The following is an 18,814-nucleotide window of genomic DNA, read 5'->3' on the forward strand; positions in this document are numbered from 1 at the left end:
GCAATCTTTTAAATAAAAGCTGTTAATGTACTAGAAATTGATTAAAAATACCATGAAACCGAGAAACAACCGAGAAATTCAGATAAAGTATTCAGAGGTTTAAACTCCACTTAATTATAGTTTATTATTGTTTAAATAGAAATCTCAGTGGTATTTGCTTCTTCCTCAAGCTTAAACAACAGTTTAATAGCCTCCTTAGCTCTCAATTGTTTTTGCTGAATCATATCTGTTAATAGTTTTTTCCACTGGCTGGCGCTTGCAAGTCCATGGGCAAAATTAAATATAGGTTTCAGTAGCAAAGTGAGCCTTTCCCCCTGTTCAAACTCCTGTTGAATATAATCAAAATATGTTCTAATCAAATCTGTTCGTCTAAGGTCTTTCTGTTTTTCCGTTAATTCATCATGGATTCTGGCAATGGCAAAGGGATTCTGACAGGCAAGTCGTCCAAGCATGACGCCATCTACCTTATTAAGATGGGCTTTAATGTCTTCAGAATTTAAAATGTTACCATTAATAACGATCGGTATATGGGGATATTCCTGCTTAATACGGTAAACATAGTCATAATTTATGGGAGGGATGGAACGATTCTGTTTGGGGCTTAATCCTTTTAGCCAGGCTTTGCGCGCATGAACGATAATTTTATCACTGCCTGCTTCTATCAGCTGCTCAATGAAATACCGGAAAAATGAATAGCTGTCCTGATGATCAATACCAATTCGTGTTTTGGCTGATACAGTAATATTTACACTTTTTTTCATCGCCTTAATACAATCAGCAACCAGTTTCGGCTCAGACATCAGACAAGCGCCAAAGCGACCAGCCTGCACTTTGTCACTTGGACAACCAAGGTTCAGATTAACTTCACAATACCCTTGTAATTCTGCTTTTACTGCACAATCAGCCAGTTGTCCTTTATCTGATCCTCCAAGCTGCAAAGCCAATGGCTGCTCCAAAGAATTAAAGTAAAGTGTTCGCTTTGGATTATGTTCAATGGCACCTGTGGTTTGCATTTCCGTATAAATTAAAGAAGATGGAGCCAGTATTCTCATAAACCGGCGAAAATGTGAATATGACCAGTCAATCATCGGTGCAATTGACAGGGTTGACTTTAAAGCATCATTTTTCATAACTTGGCGAGTTAAAGGTAAATCAAGGTTTTAAAATTTTGGCGTATAGATATAAGTTCATATTATATCACAGGTAGCGGCCTGCATTATGCCTCTTACACGATGTTCATGGTTTCAATCAGCAGTTGCAGCTTTTCTCTTCCCTGGTAAGCATTGATATCTAACTGAAAAGCAGCGTGAATGGCTTTTACACGATGATTAGGCCAGGTATTCAAATCGACATTAAAAGCAATTGCGTCAATCGTCTGCGTACTATTTTGGGGTAAAAGTGTCATTTTCAAATGATTCTGCCCGACTAGTCGTTGTTCTAACACTTCAAAATGATTATCAAACACAGGGGATGGAAATTGTTGGCCCCATGGTCCTGCCTCTTCAATAAGCCTCGCTGTTTCTAAATTAAACTCTTCTATGTGCAATGAACCGTCCGTCAGTATTTCTCCTTCACATTGTGAAGGATCAAGATGAAGGCTGACTTCTTTAATAAAGTAATCTCTGAACTGATTAAAATGATCACTCGGCAAACTTAGCCCGGCAGCCATAGCATGTCCGCCAAATTTAGTGACCAAGCCAGGATAATCCTTATCAAGGATAGCCAGAATATCTCTGATATTTAACCCAGCCACAGAGCGTGCTGAGCCTTTTAATTCATTTTCACTAACCTGAGCAAATACAATGACCGGGCGATGGAAACGTTCTTTAAGCCGACCTGCTAAAATACCAATCACGCCTTGGTGCCAGCTTTTATCCAATAAACATAAAGCCACAGGAAGATTTGTGTCTTTCAAGGACAGTTTATCCAATGCCGCTATCGCCTGTTCTTTCATCTCGGATTCAATTTGACGTCGCTCAAGGTTTAGCTCGTTAAGCTGGCATGCATATTCCTTTGCCTCTTCTTCCTTATCACTGATAAGACATTCTATGCCAAGCGACATGTCATCCAGTCGTCCAGCAGCATTTAGCCTTGGTGCTATGGCAAATCCCAAATCAGATTCTCTTATTCTTTCTACATCACGCCCGGCAATTTCAATCAAGGCTTTAATACCTGCTCGACATTTACCCTGCCTTATTCTTAATAAGCCATGCTGAACTAAAATTCGGTTGTTCCTATCAAGTCCAACCACATCTGCAATAGTGCCAAGAGCAACTAAATCAAGAAATTCCGCCATGTTAGGCTGTAGCATCTGTTTTTCCTCAAACCAGCCAATATTTGACAAATGTCTTCTCAAAGCGCTCATTACATAAAATATAACACCTACGCCTGCAATAGATTTGCTGGGAAATGCACAATCTTTTTGGTTGGGGTTAATGATGGCATAAGCATCGGGCAAATGTTCTGCAGGCAGGTGATGGTCGGTAATTAAAACATCTATTCCTTTTGCATTAGCCGCTTCAACCCCTTCAAAACTGGCAATTCCATTATCAACAGTAATAATTAAATGAGGTTGCCAACGACTGGCAACCTCTACAATAGCCGGAGTCAATCCGTAGCCGAACGCAAAGCGATTAGGGACAAGATACTCCACTTGTTCGGCTCCCATAGCTCTTAGAGCCGTTATGGCCAGGGCCGTCGAGGTGGCTCCATCTGCATCAAAATCTCCTACAATGAGAATCCTTTGCTGCTCTCGCAAGGCTTGCTCTAAACGCTGGCAAGCCTTGCCAATGTCTTTTAAAGCATCAAAGGAAAGCATAGCCTTTAACGGAATATTCAATTGTGATGTATCCTTAATCCCTCTGCATGCATAAATACGTTGTAACACTGGAGGAAGCGCCGACAGATGAGATAATTCAACCATCAAAGAACGTTGTTTAATCCGCATGTCTTAATTTTCTCCTTAATTGATGCCACCAACGGCGTTTTTTGCTGAGATAACTGAAATCATTCCAGAACCATCTTATTGAGGATTGGGTAAGTTTTTCTTTATGCTGTGATGAGAGATCGCTTAAATCACTAAGGAGTAAAATATTTATATCTCTCAAGGAGACTTGAGGAGAATATATATGAACGTTTGTCGAACAGATTCTAGCTATTTTTTCAAAAGATTGTACTGTGCATATGACCGCCTCGCTTAAAGCCAAATGACCGGCTCCCCAGACCCAAACACCATTGAGGACAGGTTTTTGTTCTTGTATACGGGCTTGATTCAAATCATGAGAACTTAGAAACATTTGTGTTTCGGTCAGAAATTGTTGCCAGAACAATGTATCATCCAGAGCACTTAACTCAGGCATCATTGAACGATGAAACATCTGATACACCGATTTTGCCTGAATGGGGAGCATGGATTTCTTTCGAATCAGCCATATCTCGGCATTATGGTAGACTAATTCAAATTGATCCTTTTCAAGATAAGCCGACAACTCCTTAAACCAGGTTCTGGACTCATCTTCACTTAAAGATAAGGTGTCACCGTGCGCCATGATCATGGCATCATTATGAGTGGCCTGCCAATGAATTGGAGAAAGAATCAACCAGTCTCCCTCAAGATCGTGTAATTGGCTAAGCAGAGAGGCAAGGGGCAATTGATGACTTGCATATCCCAGGCTTTGCAATAGATTCAAATAAACCAGCTTCTGGCCTGTCAGCTCCAATGTAGAAGCCGGTACAGCCTTTATTCTTGAATCAATAATAACATCCATATTAAACAGCTTTTAACAACCCATCACGTCTGAATAAAGCTTTTAAATTTCTTAAGGCCTGTCTTGTACGCTGAATGTTTTCAATTAATCCAAATCGTACATAGCCATCTCCCTGCTGTCCGAAACCTATGCCTGGTGATACAGCGATTTCGGCTTCTTTGAGCAAATACTTACAGAACTCCAATGAACCCATGTATTGATACATTTCAGGAATCGGCGCCCATACAAACATCGTGGCCTTTGGTTTTTCCACAAACCAGCCTAATTCCTGCAAACCTTCGCACAATACATTCCGTCGTTTTTCATATAATTTTCTAATATCATGAACACAATCATCAGATCCTTCCAGCGCAGCGATAGCAGCAACCTGAATGGGAGTGAAAGTTCCATAATCCAGATAGGATTTAATTCGGGTTAAAGCGGCCACCAGGTCCTTATTCCCGCAGGCAAATCCCACTCGCCAGCCTGGCATATTATATGATTTGGACATTGAATAGGTTTCAATAGCAATATCTATCGCACCGGGAACCTGTAAAATGGAAGGTGCTTTATATCCATCAAAGACGATATCTGCGTAAGCCAGATCATGGATAATCCAGATATTATGTCGTTTTGCCAAAGCAATAACCTGTTCAAAAAACTGGATATCCACACAGTGTGTACTGGGATTGGCCGGAAAGTTCAATACGATTGCTTTCGGTTTTGGCCATAAACTATTAATGGCCTCATCTATTGCCTGTAAAAACTGGGTCTCATCAATTAATGGAATCTGTTTGACATTGGCTCCTGCAATTATAAAACCATAAGTATGAATAGGATAAGCTGGATCAGGAACAATGACAGTATCTCCCGGCTCTGAAATAGCAAGCGCCAGATGTGCTAGCCCCTCTTTGGAGCCGATAGTAGCTACAATTTCAGTTTCGCTGTCAAGGCTGACACTATAATGCCTCTCATACCAGGAGGCCATAGCTTTTCTTAATCGCGGGATCCCTTTTGACATGGAATAACGATGGGTGTCCGGACGTTGGGCGGCTTCTATCAGTTTATCCACAATATGTGGTGGTGTCGGTTGATCTGGATTACCCATACCGAAGTCAATAATATCTTCACCGCGTGCCCTCGCTTCTGATTTTAACTGATTTAATGTATTGAAAACATAAGGGGGAAGTCGGTTAATGCGGGAAAACTGACTCATTTTACAACCTCATTGTGATATAATAAAGAGATTATAAATGAATGAACCATGAAACGCTATGCATCTTCATCTGGAAAAACGTGAAAATCATGCAGTAGAAGCCTACTCAGAAAATGAAATTAAAATTAATGCGATCACTTATCAGAAAAGCCTTATAGTTTCTCAGGATGCCATTCTCAGTGAATTGTCCCTTCAATCTATTCAAGAGATCGATGAAAATTTTATCAACAGGCTCATTGAATTTAGTCCGGAAGTTATTATTATTGGCCACAGCCAACCTGGACATTTTTTATCCGCAAAACTCATAAGTCAATTGTCTAAGCAACGAATTGGCATCGAATGCATGTCTATTGGAGCTGCCTGCCGGACTTATAATGTATTGCTAAATGAACGGGCAGTAGTGGCTGTTTTTATTTTTTAAAACATGAAAATTGACGCCATTCAATTTAAGTTATCAAAAAACTATTCTGATGATTTTATTCTTACGATAACGCAGGAAAATAAAACCCTTGGATGGGCCAAATATAATTATGATGAAAACAATAATCTCCACCTGCGCTGGATAGAAGTCAACGAAAATGCTCAGGGCAAAGGAATTGGCAATTTAATATTAAATAAACTCTTCGATAATTATTGCAGAAACAGTGGTGATTTTATTATTCATGTGGTCGATGAAGAAATATTAAATGGTTTTTACCTGTCCTGGTTCAGGAAACGGTTTGATGCTGAAAAACAATATGAAGAACAGATCATCGAAAAATTTAATGATTCATGTCAGGAAGACAATGAGAGTTTCTTATTGATTTTTAAAGACGAAGAGCGAGATTGGAAGCCCTCGGAAAAAGCCACATTCAGCTATTAACTCAGGCTTATCTATACCCCTTATGAAAAAACGTATCCTGTAAATGACAAAAAGATAAAACGCTTCGAACATCAAATACTATGATTTACTCATGTTACGCACAATTGACTTTAACGAGCCATATTTTTTAACTCCTGCATGGCAATTTGGTTAGCCCTGAGTATTAATTTGTACTTGATGGCAAAGTGATTCAATTTTGTCTTTATTTTCATCATTTCCAGTTTGCAGTATGCAATGATTGCGGCAAAGATATGATTGGATTGTGTTTTAACCGTGCGGGTTGGAGATTTGTTCAGGCTTGCATTTTGTTTAATTGACTTGTGATACTCTTCAATCCGCCACCGTTTCTGGTACACTTCATAAAGACGTTCGGCACTACTGGTCATGTCATTAGAAACGAGATAGAGAACACCTGTAGAACCATTTTCGTTTTTGAAAATTTTCTTCAAAAGCCTCACTGGGAAGTCTAATCCCTTGAGATAGACTGTGTGGGCTATGTCCTCTTCAAGCTCTAATTCTCTGACTTTTGTGTACCGTCCGTTGTTGGCGTCGTTTTTGGATAAAGCTAAGGTTCGATTAGATTTAATCCCAATAATAAACGATTTTTGAAGGTCATTATGGATGTAAGCCATATTGGCCTTCGAGCCAAACCAATTGTCCGCAAGTACAAAGTCAAACAACACATGATTACTAACCGCTTGTGCGATAAGCTTGCGAAAAAGTTCATTTTTAGTCGTGGATGACTTTCTGCGAGCTTGCCTTGTTTCAATGTCACAAAAAGCAACGTCTTTTTTGATAACTTCATAACCAACAGGAACACTGAAGTCACCATACCGAACCATGCAGGTCAGGATATTAATCCCTTTGACCACATCACCTTTAGCATGGGAATAATGCCAACAATTAATTTCATTCTCATCGGTATAAGACTTCTCCTCAATCGAGTCATCCAATAAAAGAACACCGTCTGATGCTTCACTCTCCCTGACTGACTTCTTGACATAATTCCAGAGCGCTTTGGAACCAAAATCTTGTAGTCGTAAAAATCGTGTCACCTTGTCGTGCGCAAATTCACCATCCAACATCTCCGATAAACCTGTAGCTGTGGCATATTTATTCTGGCAAATTAAATAGTCAGTATAAATATCAAGCATATCCATTAAATCTTCCTCCCTAAAAATCAGGGATGAAATTTTAATTAAATTTCAGGGAGCAGCAAGGTTTAGTGCGTAACATGAGTGATTTAGCAAACTGGTTTTGAGATCTGCCAAATTATCCTGAGTTTTAGTCGTTTTACCCTCTCGCTCAGGTTTAAAAAATATAGGCATATTGATTTTATATTGCGCTATTAGATACGTTTACCCTGATATATGGAGGTTAAACGAAAATTATGATTGTTATACCTGTCTTCTGGCCTCTAAGACGTTGGGCACCTGACTTAATTTTGTCAGCAGGCGAGATAAGCTGTTTATACCATCAATTTCAACCGTCAGGGTAATATTGGCACTGTTGTCTTGTTTGTTGCTCCTCGTTTGTAAAGAATAAACATGCGCTTTTTCATTAGACAGTAAAGAAGTGATATCACGAAGTAATCCGGGGCGGTCAAAGGCTTTAATCAACACATCCACTACATAATGCTCGCGGGGCCTGCTACCCCAGTTCACATGGAGAAAGCGTTGTTTTTGCTTTTCACTGGCATGCAAAATGTTTGGACAATCTTTTCTATGAATGGAAACGCCACGTCCTACAGTAATATAGCCAATGACATCATCACCGGGCACAGGTTGGCAACATCGGGCCATATAGGTTAATAAATTGCCTACGCCTTCAATATGCAAATCACTTCCTGAAGCTGCTTCTGGCTTGGCATGTGGTTTAACAATTTTTGCAACAGCATCTTCAGTTGTTTCCGGAGGAGTAAGCCTGTTAATCACCTGGCTTAACTTAATATCTCCTCGTCCCAAAGCAGCATAAAGATCTTCTGTCTTTTTGAAATTAAACGAGAAGGCAACTTCATGTAAGTTATCCGATTTAAGTCCAAGTGTTTTAAGTTCTTTATCAAGCAATTCATGGCCTTCTGCTCGGTTCTTGTCATAATCCTGCATTTTGAACCAATGCAGAACCTTAGCTTTTGCTCTTGATGTTTTTAAATAATTTAAATGAGGATTAATCCAATCCCGTGAAGGTTTGGATTCTTTACCGGTTAATATTTCGACCTTATCGCCTGTTTTTAACTCATAAGTCAGGGGAACAATATGGCCATTGACTTTGGCACCCCGACATCGGTGGCCTACTTGACTGTGGACGTGATAGGCAAAATCTAGCGGTGTAACGCCATTAGGCAAATCAAGAACATCCCCGTTCGGTGTAAATACATATACTCGATCTTCAAGAAATTCTGTTTCAATGGCCTGGGGCACGCCCTTATTAGCGGCCATTTCCTGGTGCCAGGCAAGCACATCGCGCAACCATTCTATCTTGCGCTCATGACTTTCCTTTTTCTGCTTCACGCCTTCTTTATATTTCCAATGAGCAGCCACACCCATCTCAGCCTGGTCATGCATCTTAAAAGTGCGGATTTGCACTTCAAAGACTCGCCCATTTGGAGCTGTAACGGCCGTATGCAGAGATTGATAACCGTTTTCCTTGGGATTGACGATATAATCATCGAATTCAGCAGGAATCTGCGACCACAAAGCATGCACCATGCCAAGAACTTCATAACATTGTTCTTTTGTTTCCATCAAAATACGAACAGCTGTAGCATCATAAATTTCCTCAAGCGATACATTTTTACGCATCATCTTTTTATAAATGCTGTGAATATGCTTTGAGCGCCCATACACGGCAAAATGCTTCACACCCATCGACTGAATGTGCTGATTCAGTTCCTCGACAATCCGATCTACAAAACGATCCCGCTCCAGGCGTTTTGCTTTCAGACCTTTAGCTATTTCCTTGTATTTTTCAGGCTGCAAAAAACGAAAAGCCAGATCTTCCATTTCCCATTTTATAGCTCCAATACCAAGGCGATTGGCTAATGGTGCATAAATTTCCATGACTTCCGTGGCTATTTGTTGCTGTATCGCTTGCGGGAGCGGGGATAAGGAACGCAAAATACACAATCGTTCTGCTAATTTAATGAGAACAACGCGAACATCATCCACCATGGCCAACAACATTTTACGAATATTATCTATTTGATGCTTGTTTTGTGGGTATTTGCTTAATGAGTCAAACCCTTCCATGGCGTTCATTTTTTCTATACCCTTGACCAGACGGGCAATATTTGCGCCTAATTGCTCTTCAACATCTTCAATGGACAATTCTGCATAATGAACGCTCTCAAAAATAATTGCAGCAGCCAGAGTTTCCTGATCCACTTCCAGATCAGCTAATATATCAGCCATGGCCAGCCCTTGCTGTAAGCAAGAGGCTCCAGTTTCCGTTGCTTGATCGTGCCCTGCCAGTTGACTGAGTGTGCAGGCGTGACGTATTAAATCCAGATCTTCAAGGTATCCCTTGCTGCTTAAATGATGAATCCATTGTTCAATATCAATCTGACCGTCTGACAAAGGAGGAACACTTTCTTTGACTTTCACCATAACGACTACTCTTTAACAAACAAAGCAATAGATTCAACATGTGCCGTATGTGGAAACATGTCCATAACTCCTGCCGCCTTTAACTGATATCCCTGTTGATTAACCAAAATACCGGCGTCTCTTGCCAGGGTTACAGGATTGCATGAGATATAAACTATTCTTTGTGGATTCGCCTTATTCATTGCTTTGACCAATTCCAATGCACCTGAACGTGGTGGATCAACTAACATTTTATTGAACGAAAACTGAAATATTCTTTCAATTTGCTCTGGATCATCAAGATTGGCAACATGGAATTCAGTGTTATCCAGCCCATTGTTCTTGGCATTCATCCGAGCACGCTCAACCATGCTTTGACTACCTTCCACACCTATAACTTTAGCGCATTGTCGGGCTAAAGGCAGGGAAAAATTGCCCAAACCACAAAATAAATCGAGAATTTGCTCATCATCTGAGGGCTGCATTAATTCCATGGCCTGTTGCACCATTAAACGATTCACTGATGCATTCACCTGGGTAAAATCGGTGGGATAAAACTGCAAGGTTAAATTAAACTCAGGCAATGCATAATGAAGAAAAGGACGATTGTCTGCTGCAAAAAAACAATGGACACTTTCTTCATTACCAGGTTGTAAAAAGATTTTATAAGAATGGTTTTCAGCAAATTGTTTAATTTTAGCCAAATCTTCAGGACTTAACGGCTGCAAATGCCTGAAAATCAGAGCGACTTCATTGTCCCCTGCTGCAACTTCAATCTGAGCTATGTTTTTTTTGCCTTCAAGCTCATCAATGAGTTGGCGTAACGGAGTTATATTTTTACCTACTTTCTGATGAAGCACTTGACACTCTGATATTTCCGCTATAAAACGCGGATTATCGCGTTCTCTGAAACCAATGAGTGTGGATTGTTTTTTTTCAACATATCTGACACTCAGGCGCGCTTTATTACGATAACCCCAAGGATGGCTGGTTAAAGGAGAAAGCGTCTGCTCAGGCTGAATATGAGCCATGCGCGAGAGCAAATCCAGTAAAATATTTTGTTTGATTTTTATCTGTATTTTATGATTCGCGTGTTGCAATGAACACCCGCCACATTGCTTAAAATGACGGCACTCTGGCTCAACTCTATCGTCAGAGGACTTAATCAGTTTGACCAGTTTACCCTCATCAAAATCTTTATGAATGGATTGATAGCTGAACTCTACTTCCTCTTCAGGGAGTGCTTGCTGAATAAAGGTGGTTTTGCCATTGACGCGCCCGATTCCTCGACAATCATGGCTTAAATTATCAATGGTTATACGAACAATATCTGCAGGAAGACGTGGTCGTCGCCGTCTTTTCATAAATCAAATCTCAAAAAAAGAGTACACCAGCTAAAAAACTTATGATAAAAAATAGAGTACTATCATTGATTCAAATGCTTCATAACACTCATTTTAACCAAGGACAGATATTATGATAAAGAATATCATATTTGCCGTATTGCTTCCATGTCTAATAGCTCTAACAAGTTATGCTCATCAACCTGGCCAATTAGATACTACTCTCATCAGCCAACTTCTGGAAAAACATGGAGCAGGCTTTGGTAATCTGGAACATCAAAAAATAGGCAATGAAGTACAACTTCATTTTATTAATAAAGATATTCCCTCTGAACACCCTCTTCTTCACCTGCCTAATGGTTTAAAACTCAGTTATGGAGACTTGGTGACTTTTGGCGGCGATATTTTTGGGGATGAAGATTATCCAATAGCACGTTGTAAACCTGAAGATAAAAAAAGCTGCTTTTTACGTCAATTCAATACACTTGCTGTAAATGGACAAAAAGGAAATGAGCAATGCTCAAATCCTCTAGTACAAGTTAAGTCTATCCAAAAGTATTTAAGTGAACTGAATAAAGCCATCGAAGAGGCTGAAAAAAAAGGACAAACCGCTTCGGAATTTTACTTAAAACACTCACAGGACATTAGTAAAGCCTTAAACCGCCTCACCTGTGGAGGCAGTTTCATCAGTGATTATCTTCCGTTTGGTCAATACATAAAACTTGCTCAGGTCAATTTTGATCATTTCCATCCCGATGCTCCTGCTGCCTATAAAATTGGTCATGAAATCGCTCTGGAAACCGCAATGAAAGCATACCGGGAAAGACTGGCTAATCATGAAGATAAAGCACAGCGATGGCTTGAGCTGGCTTATGCTCAGAATGCTTTTGCCAATCATTTTCTAACCGATGCTTTTTCTTCCGGCCACATGCGTACACCGAGGCAGGCTATTGATAAAGATATTCATCTACCTGCTGTTTTAAAGCTCTTGATTGCTAATTTAATGCATGATGAAGATAACCGACTCGGACTAAATGTTATCAATGCACAAGGCCTATCATGGAAAGCCTATGGCGATGGTTATCTTTTTACAGAAGAAGCACAAATGCAGCGTTTGATATTGACACAAGCCATGCAGCAATCTGCTGACAGTGTGTATGAAGTGGCCATGACAGGCAAACCACCTAAGTTTTATCCTGAATTAAATCTCTTCCCAGATACTAAGGCTTTAGAGCAACTGAATGAAACTGCACCTTTGTTTAAAGTTGAAAATGGAGTTTTGCTTAAACGAACGAAAAATCATGATCCTTATCATTTTGAGTGGACTTCACGCTGGAGCGGTTTAATCACCCTATTGCAGTTTAAGCTAGGGTAACGCAAGATGGAGCCAAATATGGCTGTTTTCCGAACAAGTTGAGCACTTAACATTTTAACTGGGGACTGTATGTCTAAATATAGACCCCAGTTAAAATTGATTTTATCAAGCGGCAGGAGAAGATACTGGCTGTGAGTCATCAAATGCAGATTTTAATTGAGCATCTGCATTCTGTTGAATCGGCACAAAAATCCCTGCAACCTTACCGGGATTAATCGGTCTGGCTTCTTTGTCTTTTTCAGCGATTTTTTCATAATCATTTTGCGGCTTTCGATGCAATTTTTCAAAAAGTGTCGCAAAATTTTTAAATAAATTGGCAATCGAGTCCAAAAGCCGAAAGAAGAGCGCTTTCTCTTTAACTTCCACTTCATCAACGGGTTGGTATTTTTTGGCTTCAAGACCTAAGGCATCAAGTTTATTATCCAAATGTTTTATAGCTTCTGAATCCATCTGCCAATAATCATTTTCATGAGAATCAGAGTAAGCTATTTCTCTTGTCTCTTTAGCAATTTTTTTGACGTCTTCTGATATAGCCTTTAAGTCCTCAGTTTTTCTTATCATCTCCTGTATTTTTTCATTAAATGTTTCCATTTCATCATTTTGAAAGGATAAGTGAAGACGCTTTAACAGGTTTTGATATTCAGAAAAACCTCTTACATAATGCAGCAATTTTTGATAATTAAGAAAATAGGCTTCCAAATAAAAACGATACATACCAGAATCTTTCTCTGGTATTTGTTCTCTCTGTGTATTCATCACTTCCAGTAGTGAAGAACCTTCCCGTAAAATTGCAGGTAGAATATGCTGTATATTATGCGTAACGAGGACGTGCAAATGCTGATGATTTTCACGCAATTGTTTCCATAAAGGATTATCAATACTTGCTTTCTTTATGAGTCTGTCTTCAAAATCGATGATCTGTTCCTGAGTCAAAGAATTGTTTTGCCGATGCCATTGATAAATCAACAACTCATAGACATGGTTTTTTATCTGAGCTGCATCTCCCTGAATATAGGGAAATCGAGCAGAGTTGATTTGCTCGAGAATTTTCTCTTTCTTTTCTTCTTCAGAAACAATAGATGAGCCCTTTAAAATATCATTGATAGCCGATCGTTGTTCTTCATCGATTAAATCCAGCTGACTTAATTCAATCGCTATCAAAGAGTTCACGCAATGACGATACTTGTCAACTGCCTCTTGCAATTCATAATGAGAACTTTGATTATGTATATTCCATTGCTCCAGGACGTTCACCAGTCGCTCATTTAAGGTTTCTTTTTGAGCAGGTATAGAAAATAAAGGATTGCTGCAGGCTGTAATATCATAATTAGAGTAATAACGGCAGAAGTCCTTGAGTTCCAGATCAAATATTGCTGCGCCTCGAGATTCCTCCACACGTATTTCCAGTGTGTCCGTATCGGGTAAATAAAGCCGTCCTGTGCTTCCCCATGGGTTACGAAGCCTGACAAAATAGACGTTCTTAATTTCTCCTTTTGCATTTGGGACTTGTTTTTCAATTACATCAAGAACCGTGTAAGCATGTTTGGCTCTTATACCTTTCACATCTTTGAAATCGCTTAAAGTTCCCGCAGTAACCAGCTTACCTTCGGTTAAAGCAGCTTTGATTCGCTCATAATGCTGTAGATCAGTGGGAGAATAATTACCACTGAAAATCTCTCTATCACCACGCACCACGTTTTCGCTTACCGGTACGAAATAATAGATAAACAATTGTGTCAAAGTATCTTTAAGTCTGTGCAAATCCAGATTGCTTTTCTTTTGCTCAGACTGTTGGTGTATACACTCGTTGACAAAGGTAACGATATTGGCCAATTTTTGCGCATTTTCTGTTTCATCACCTACATATCTTACCCATTCGTCTTTATGTTCCATATAAAAATTTAATAACTCCATGCAACGAGCGTAGGCTTCTGCTTCACCAAACTGCTCTTTAAATACTTTCATCTTGCCAATTAATGTCCCCTGGATAATGGCTTCCAGATGAGGCAATTCATTAGCAATTTCCAGCAAAGGTTCAATTTGACCGATTTCTTTATTAAAAAAATTGGGTACATCCCAAGCCTGAAATTCATCATTAGCAATGAAATGGCTATTAACTTTTAAACCAGTAAGAGCAGCAAGTGCGGTTTTTTCATTTCCTCCGCCAGTGTACACTGAACTCATGGAAGCATCATTTTTATCCAGTAGCTCGGGAATAGAAGCGTAAGCTTTTTCCAGAATGTGTACCCACAGAGCGGTGTGACGATTAAGAGAGCCCCATTGATCGACGATGTAGGAATTTTCTACTCGAACATAAATCGGTTCCAGCGTTTTTGGATTAAAGAGTCGAACCGTGGTTGTACCATCATCATTCTGTCGCATCATGCTTCGAATATAAGCAGGACCATCAGGATGATGAACTACTTTACTTAAAGCAGCCAGAAAGAAACAGTTGGGAACGCGGCTTTGATTAACGTCGTCAATAGAGGGCGAACCTTCTTTAAAAAGCACATCAGAGGTTCGTTCATATTGTTCTTCATTGTAATTCAGAAAATTCAGTGGCTTTGCCAGTTCTACTTCATAAGATTCTTTAGTCGTAATATTGCGTTGATCTTCAGGAAGATCCTTACGCTTTGAAGTCACTCTTTCATAGACAGTAAGCTTAAACCTGGGAGTTTCATGGACGGTTTAATGGTTGAATAATGACTTTTGTACCAATAGGCAATACAGTGTTTTCATCTATTTTCAGGGGCTTTCTGATTTCACCGCGCACACCGGGAAAAACCAATCGAGCATTCTCGGCAATATCTTCAATACTTAAACTGCCCTTAAATTTATAATCAACAGGTAACACCATCTGTTCTACCTCTAATTTAAATAAAATTATCCCGTTTATAACAGCCATACCATAACATGGTATGATCAATTAGTAAACATATCTTTCATTTTCATGTCAATAAATGTTTACGGTTTTCTTGCAAAAAGAAGTCGTAATGTAAAGAGGCTAATTTGATTTTTGTTCTTTATCTGATATTTGCTGAATATATTTTTCGATGGTGCTGGCTGGTGAGGGCTTACCAAATAAAAACCCTTGCACCTCATCACAACGTTGATATTTTAAAAAAGACATTTGCTTTTGGCATTCCACTCCCTCGGCCAACACCTTAAAATTAAAACTTTTAGCCATGGCGATAATGGCTTCAATGATGGCTTCATCACTACGTGAGGTGGAAATATTCTGAATGAAGGAGCGGTCTATTTTTAGCCTGTCAATCTGAATTCGTTTGAGATAATTTAAACTCGAATTGCCAGTGCCGAAATCATCCAAAACGATTTTAACGCCAATCTCTTTTAATCGGTTAATCATTTCTATGATTTCCATGTGGGTAATAACCACATTTTCTGTAATCTCAAGCTCAATGTATTGAGGGTCAATCTGGTATTCATCAAGGATATTTTTGACCGTTGTGGCGAAGTTCTCCTGCTTCAATTGTTGTGTTGCCACATTAATGGCGATGCGAACTGGAGTCAATCCTTTTTTCCGCCATTCTTTTAATTGTCGGCAAACCTCACGAATAACCCATTCTCCAATCAAAACAATTAAACCGGATTCCTCTGCTATCGGAATAAAGTCAAGAGGTAATAATAAGCCTTTTTCAGGATGTTCCCATCGAATTAAAGCCTCAACAGATTGCATTTCTTGTTTATCGATATTGAACTGGGGCTGATAAAACAATATAAATTCATTGCACTTAACAGCCTGATGCAATTCTGCTTCCAACTTAAAACGTTTACAGTTCATTTGATTTAATTGGGGGGTATAAAACTGGAACTGATTTCCCCCTCTCTCTTTTGCCCGATACATGGCTAAATCAGCATTTTTTAACAATTTGTTGACTGTCTTGCCATCAGAAGGAAACACGCTGATTCCTATACTGGGCGAAATGGTAACTTCTCTGTTAGCAATCTTAAACGGTTTTGCAAACAGGGCTAAAATTTTATTAGCCACATTAATGATTTTCTCCTCTCCATCCAGTTCGGGAATAATCATCACAAATTCATCACCACCCAGACGTGCAATGGTATCTTCCTTGCGGATTGAATCGGATAAACGCTTACCGATAAGGCACAATAAATGATCACCTGCTTCATGACTTAAGCTATCATTAATCAGCTTAAAGCGATCCAAATCAAAAAATATAACGGCAAAGTTTTTTTTATGTCTTTTGGCAAACTCTATGCTTTGTCGTATCCTGTCTACCAATAAAACGCGATTGGGTAAATGAGTTAAGGTATCATGTGTAGCCTGGAATTCAAGTTTCTGCTCCAGATGGATTTGTTTTGTGATATCCCGAAAACTCCAGACCCTGCCGACGATGTTTCCATTAATTTGGTGGGGCTGAGAATAACTTTCCAGAATTTTACCGTTTTTGAAGTGAATGATCTGGCTGTCGCTTTCATCCATTTTCTTTTCAAGGCATCCCATCTGCTTTAAATAAGGATGAGGATCTACCATGTTATCTAACATATAATCGATGATAAGTTCTCCATTTTTTGTTTTCAGCATGGATTTTGGTATGTTCCACATGTTACGAAATTTGGAATTGTAATCAATAACTTTCTTGTTCAAATCAAGAACCAAAATCCCATCTGCTGAGGACTCAATTGTTGAGCGCAATAAAGATAATGACTGATATAGCGACTCCGTTTTTTCTTGGACCGTCTGTTGTAAAATTTCAGTATGACGTCTTTCATTTTTTGCCAGAATCCACTTTCTTGTCAAAGCACAAGCCAACTGTCTTACTGCAACAGAGTCAAAAGGTTTTTTTAATATCAGATAGTTATCTCCCATTCCCAATTCCGCAACCGTTTCCTCCCAACTGTAATCGGAAAAAGCCGTACAGATGACAATCTGAATATCCGGGTCCACTTCCCAGATTCGTTTTATGGTTTCAATACCGTCCCAGCCAGGGGGCATTCTTACGTCAACGAAAGCCAGAGCATAGTGTTTTTTCTTTTTCAGATTCAATTTGATTTTTTCTAATCCTTCTTTACCTTGGGACGCTGTATCGATAATGAAATCTGGAAAGGTTTCCTCTTCCTTATTGTTCTTAAAGGCTGAAAAATCTTCATCATCAAACAGTTGTCTTTCTATATCATATAAATCTCGCTCAGAGCTTGAAGCTGTCAAAACCTTAATAAAATCATGATGAATGGCTGGATTATCATCTATTATCATGATGCGAAGCTTAATGTCATTCATTAAAGATACCTTTTTGAACAGAATTATAAGTCATGGGTAACGTCAATATAAAATGAGCTCCCTTACCATAGCCGGTACTTTCTGCCCGCAGCGCTCCTCCCATTTCCTGAGCGGATAAAGCTGAACTATGTAAGCCAAAGCCATGGCCTTGTGGTTTTGTGGTAAAACCAAAAGCAAAAATACGTTTGATATTATCAGCTTCAATGCCGATACCGTTGTCGATGACTTTAATCTGAACTTTATTGTCTTTGCATTTATTGAGAACAAGCTTTATTTCTTTCACAGAGGCCATTATTGTTTTGCAATACGGCATCTTTTGCGTTTTGTATTAAGTTAACGATTATTTGTAATAATTTAGATTTATCAGTAAAAACCAAGGGACATTCATTAAATTTCTTATAAATTTTAATGGATTCATCTTTACATGAACTCATGGTCATGTTCAGAGCCGATTCAATGACATCAGGTATGTAGACTTTTTCATTTATACTGGATAAACCGCTCACGGATTTTTGCAAAGAGACAATTTCATTAATATGATTTAAATCATTAACAAGATTGTTGATTTCTGCTTGATTTTTTTGTTCTTCTTCTATAAGCATTTGAGATAATGAAGGTAAATATTTTCGAATCAATTGTCCTTTGGAATCCTGTGTTAAATAATCAGGTAAATCATCCATATGCTCACTGAGCATTTCAATGATCTTGAAAAATTTTTGATAGCAGGCGCCGGAATGGCTGGTTTTCAGTTGATCAAGAGAAATATTAGAACTGTTTAAAACATTTCCTATGTTATGCAATACAGAAGAAGCCACTTCCGCCATTCCTGCACGCCGTGCCGTATCAACAAGCTGCTTGTTCAACTCCTTGATTTTTTCTTCAGCCATTTTGTCTTTATGAATATCAATGACAACTCCCGATATTTGTTGATTTCCTTGACTCTGGGCAATAGTTCTGTACCAGCGATATTCACCATTCGCATTTTTTACCCTGATTTCACATTCATAGTCTTCATTCTCGGTTAAGGCTTTTTCTACTTTATCTTTTAATTCTTTACGATCTTCTTCGTGAACTAAAAAAGAAATTGATTATAATTTGGCGGTTTTTCATTGGGATTAAGGTCAAACAGGGAAAAAAGTTCTTTAGACCATACAGTGTAATCATTGTCTCCTTGATAATACCAGTAACCCATTTTGGCAATGCGCTGAGCATTTTCCAGCTTTTGATTTAAAGCCATCAATTCTTTTGAAGAGATATCAATGGAACGTTCATTCAAATAATGTTCCTGATCTGCATCAATATAAGCTTTATTAACCCGAGAAATAAATTCGTGCCATTTTTCATTATTTTCAGGTCTGATATCAAAATTTAACTGTAAATTTTTCATCTGCCGCTTTAATAATTTATGTATATCCATAAGCTCCA

At 38.9% G+C, this 18,814-nt stretch carries 16 protein-coding genes and 1 pseudogene; 3 read left to right on the forward strand and 14 right to left on the reverse strand.

Features of this window, described 5'->3' with window-relative positions:
- Window positions 1-131: 131 nt before the first annotated feature.
- The 4 genes from dusA to alaC form a co-directional block, all read right to left on the reverse strand.
- Window positions 132-1,130 carry a tRNA dihydrouridine(20/20a) synthase DusA gene (gene dusA / locus E4T55_RS00480; RefSeq protein ID WP_082636532.1) on the reverse strand — a complete coding sequence of 333 codons (999 nt, stop codon included), beginning with the start codon at window positions 1,128-1,130 and terminating at the stop codon, window positions 132-134.
- Window positions 1,131-1,225: 95 nt separating this feature from the next.
- Entirely contained in the window at window positions 1,226-2,947 is a 1,722-nt protein-coding gene (gene recJ / locus E4T55_RS00485; RefSeq protein WP_058501929.1) for a single-stranded-DNA-specific exonuclease RecJ, read from the reverse strand.
- Window positions 2,937-3,767, reverse strand: a complete 831-nt coding sequence (locus tag E4T55_RS00490; protein ID WP_058501930.1) for a hypothetical protein — start codon at window positions 3,765-3,767, stop codon at window positions 2,937-2,939. The genes recJ and E4T55_RS00490 overlap by 11 nt, the downstream gene beginning before the upstream one ends.
- Before the next feature lies 1 nt (window position 3,768).
- Window positions 3,769-4,962, reverse strand: coding sequence for an alanine transaminase (gene alaC / locus E4T55_RS00495; RefSeq protein ID WP_058501931.1), 1,194 nt, complete (start codon window positions 4,960-4,962; stop codon window positions 3,769-3,771).
- 58 nt (window positions 4,963-5,020) lie between these two features.
- Between alaC and E4T55_RS00500 the strand changes: the two genes are divergently transcribed.
- Window positions 5,021-5,383 (forward strand): Mth938-like domain-containing protein, encoded by a 363-nt coding sequence (locus E4T55_RS00500; RefSeq protein WP_058501932.1) that lies wholly within the window; start codon window positions 5,021-5,023, stop codon window positions 5,381-5,383.
- A 3-nt stretch (window positions 5,384-5,386) separates the two neighbouring features.
- Window positions 5,387-5,824: a GNAT family N-acetyltransferase gene (locus E4T55_RS00505; RefSeq protein WP_058501933.1), complete on the forward strand. Its 438-nt coding sequence runs from the start codon at window positions 5,387-5,389 to the stop codon at window positions 5,822-5,824.
- A gap of 110 nt (window positions 5,825-5,934) precedes the next feature.
- On the opposite strand, the gene E4T55_RS00510 is transcribed toward E4T55_RS00505, so the two are convergent.
- The 3 genes from E4T55_RS00510 to rlmD all read right to left on the reverse strand — a co-directional run bounded on the left by E4T55_RS00510 (window position 5,935) and on the right by rlmD (window position 10,772).
- A complete protein-coding gene (locus E4T55_RS00510; RefSeq protein WP_115325221.1) occupies window positions 5,935-6,984 on the reverse strand; it encodes an IS701 family transposase in 1,050 nt (349 codons plus the stop codon).
- Between the two features lie 237 nt (window positions 6,985-7,221).
- Window positions 7,222-9,429, reverse strand: a complete 2,208-nt coding sequence (relA, locus tag E4T55_RS00515; RefSeq protein ID WP_058501965.1) for a GTP diphosphokinase — start codon at window positions 9,427-9,429, stop codon at window positions 7,222-7,224.
- A gap of 5 nt (window positions 9,430-9,434) precedes the next feature.
- A complete protein-coding gene (gene rlmD / locus E4T55_RS00520) occupies window positions 9,435-10,772 on the reverse strand; it encodes a 23S rRNA (uracil(1939)-C(5))-methyltransferase RlmD (RefSeq protein WP_058501966.1) in 1,338 nt (445 codons plus the stop codon).
- 112 nt (window positions 10,773-10,884) lie between these two features.
- Between rlmD and E4T55_RS00525 the strand changes: the two genes are divergently transcribed.
- Entirely contained in the window at window positions 10,885-12,126 is a 1,242-nt protein-coding gene (locus tag E4T55_RS00525; RefSeq protein ID WP_058501967.1) for a hypothetical protein, read from the forward strand.
- Between the two features lie 105 nt (window positions 12,127-12,231).
- On the opposite strand, the gene E4T55_RS00530 is transcribed toward E4T55_RS00525, so the two are convergent.
- From E4T55_RS00530 to E4T55_RS15365, 7 genes and pseudogenes are all read right to left on the reverse strand, one after another.
- Window positions 12,232-14,769 (reverse strand): C2 family cysteine protease, encoded by a 2,538-nt coding sequence (locus E4T55_RS00530; RefSeq protein ID WP_058501968.1) that lies wholly within the window; start codon window positions 14,767-14,769, stop codon window positions 12,232-12,234.
- 34 nt (window positions 14,770-14,803) lie between these two features.
- On the reverse strand, window positions 14,804-15,031 hold the full coding sequence (locus E4T55_RS00535) for a hypothetical protein (protein WP_058501969.1): 228 nt from the start codon (window positions 15,029-15,031) through the stop codon (window positions 14,804-14,806).
- A 99-nt stretch (window positions 15,032-15,130) separates the two neighbouring features.
- The gene (locus E4T55_RS00540) at window positions 15,131-17,389 is read right to left on the reverse strand and encodes an EAL domain-containing protein (protein WP_058501970.1); all 2,259 of its coding nucleotides are present in this window, start codon (window positions 17,387-17,389) and stop codon (window positions 15,131-15,133) included.
- Complete coding sequence (locus tag E4T55_RS15350) at window positions 17,382-17,672, reverse strand: ATP-binding protein (protein ID WP_238583425.1); 291 nt, start codon at window positions 17,670-17,672, stop codon at window positions 17,382-17,384. The genes E4T55_RS00540 and E4T55_RS15350 overlap by 8 nt, the downstream gene beginning before the upstream one ends.
- A complete protein-coding gene (locus E4T55_RS15355) occupies window positions 17,644-18,276 on the reverse strand; it encodes a sensor histidine kinase (RefSeq protein WP_238583426.1) in 633 nt (210 codons plus the stop codon). The genes E4T55_RS15350 and E4T55_RS15355 overlap by 29 nt, the downstream gene beginning before the upstream one ends.
- Window positions 18,277-18,318: 42 nt before the next feature.
- Window positions 18,319-18,474, reverse strand: a pseudogene (locus tag E4T55_RS15360) (PAS domain-containing protein); the annotation flags it as partial.
- Window positions 18,462-18,806: a hypothetical protein gene (locus E4T55_RS15365; RefSeq protein WP_223168304.1), complete on the reverse strand. Its 345-nt coding sequence runs from the start codon at window positions 18,804-18,806 to the stop codon at window positions 18,462-18,464. The gene E4T55_RS15365 and the pseudogene E4T55_RS15360, both read right to left, overlap by 13 nt.
- Window positions 18,807-18,814: the final 8 nt, after the last annotated feature.

The sequence above is a fragment of the Legionella israelensis genome (assembly GCF_004571175.1).
GTDB lineage: Bacteria > Pseudomonadota > Gammaproteobacteria > Legionellales > Legionellaceae > Legionella_D > Legionella_D israelensis.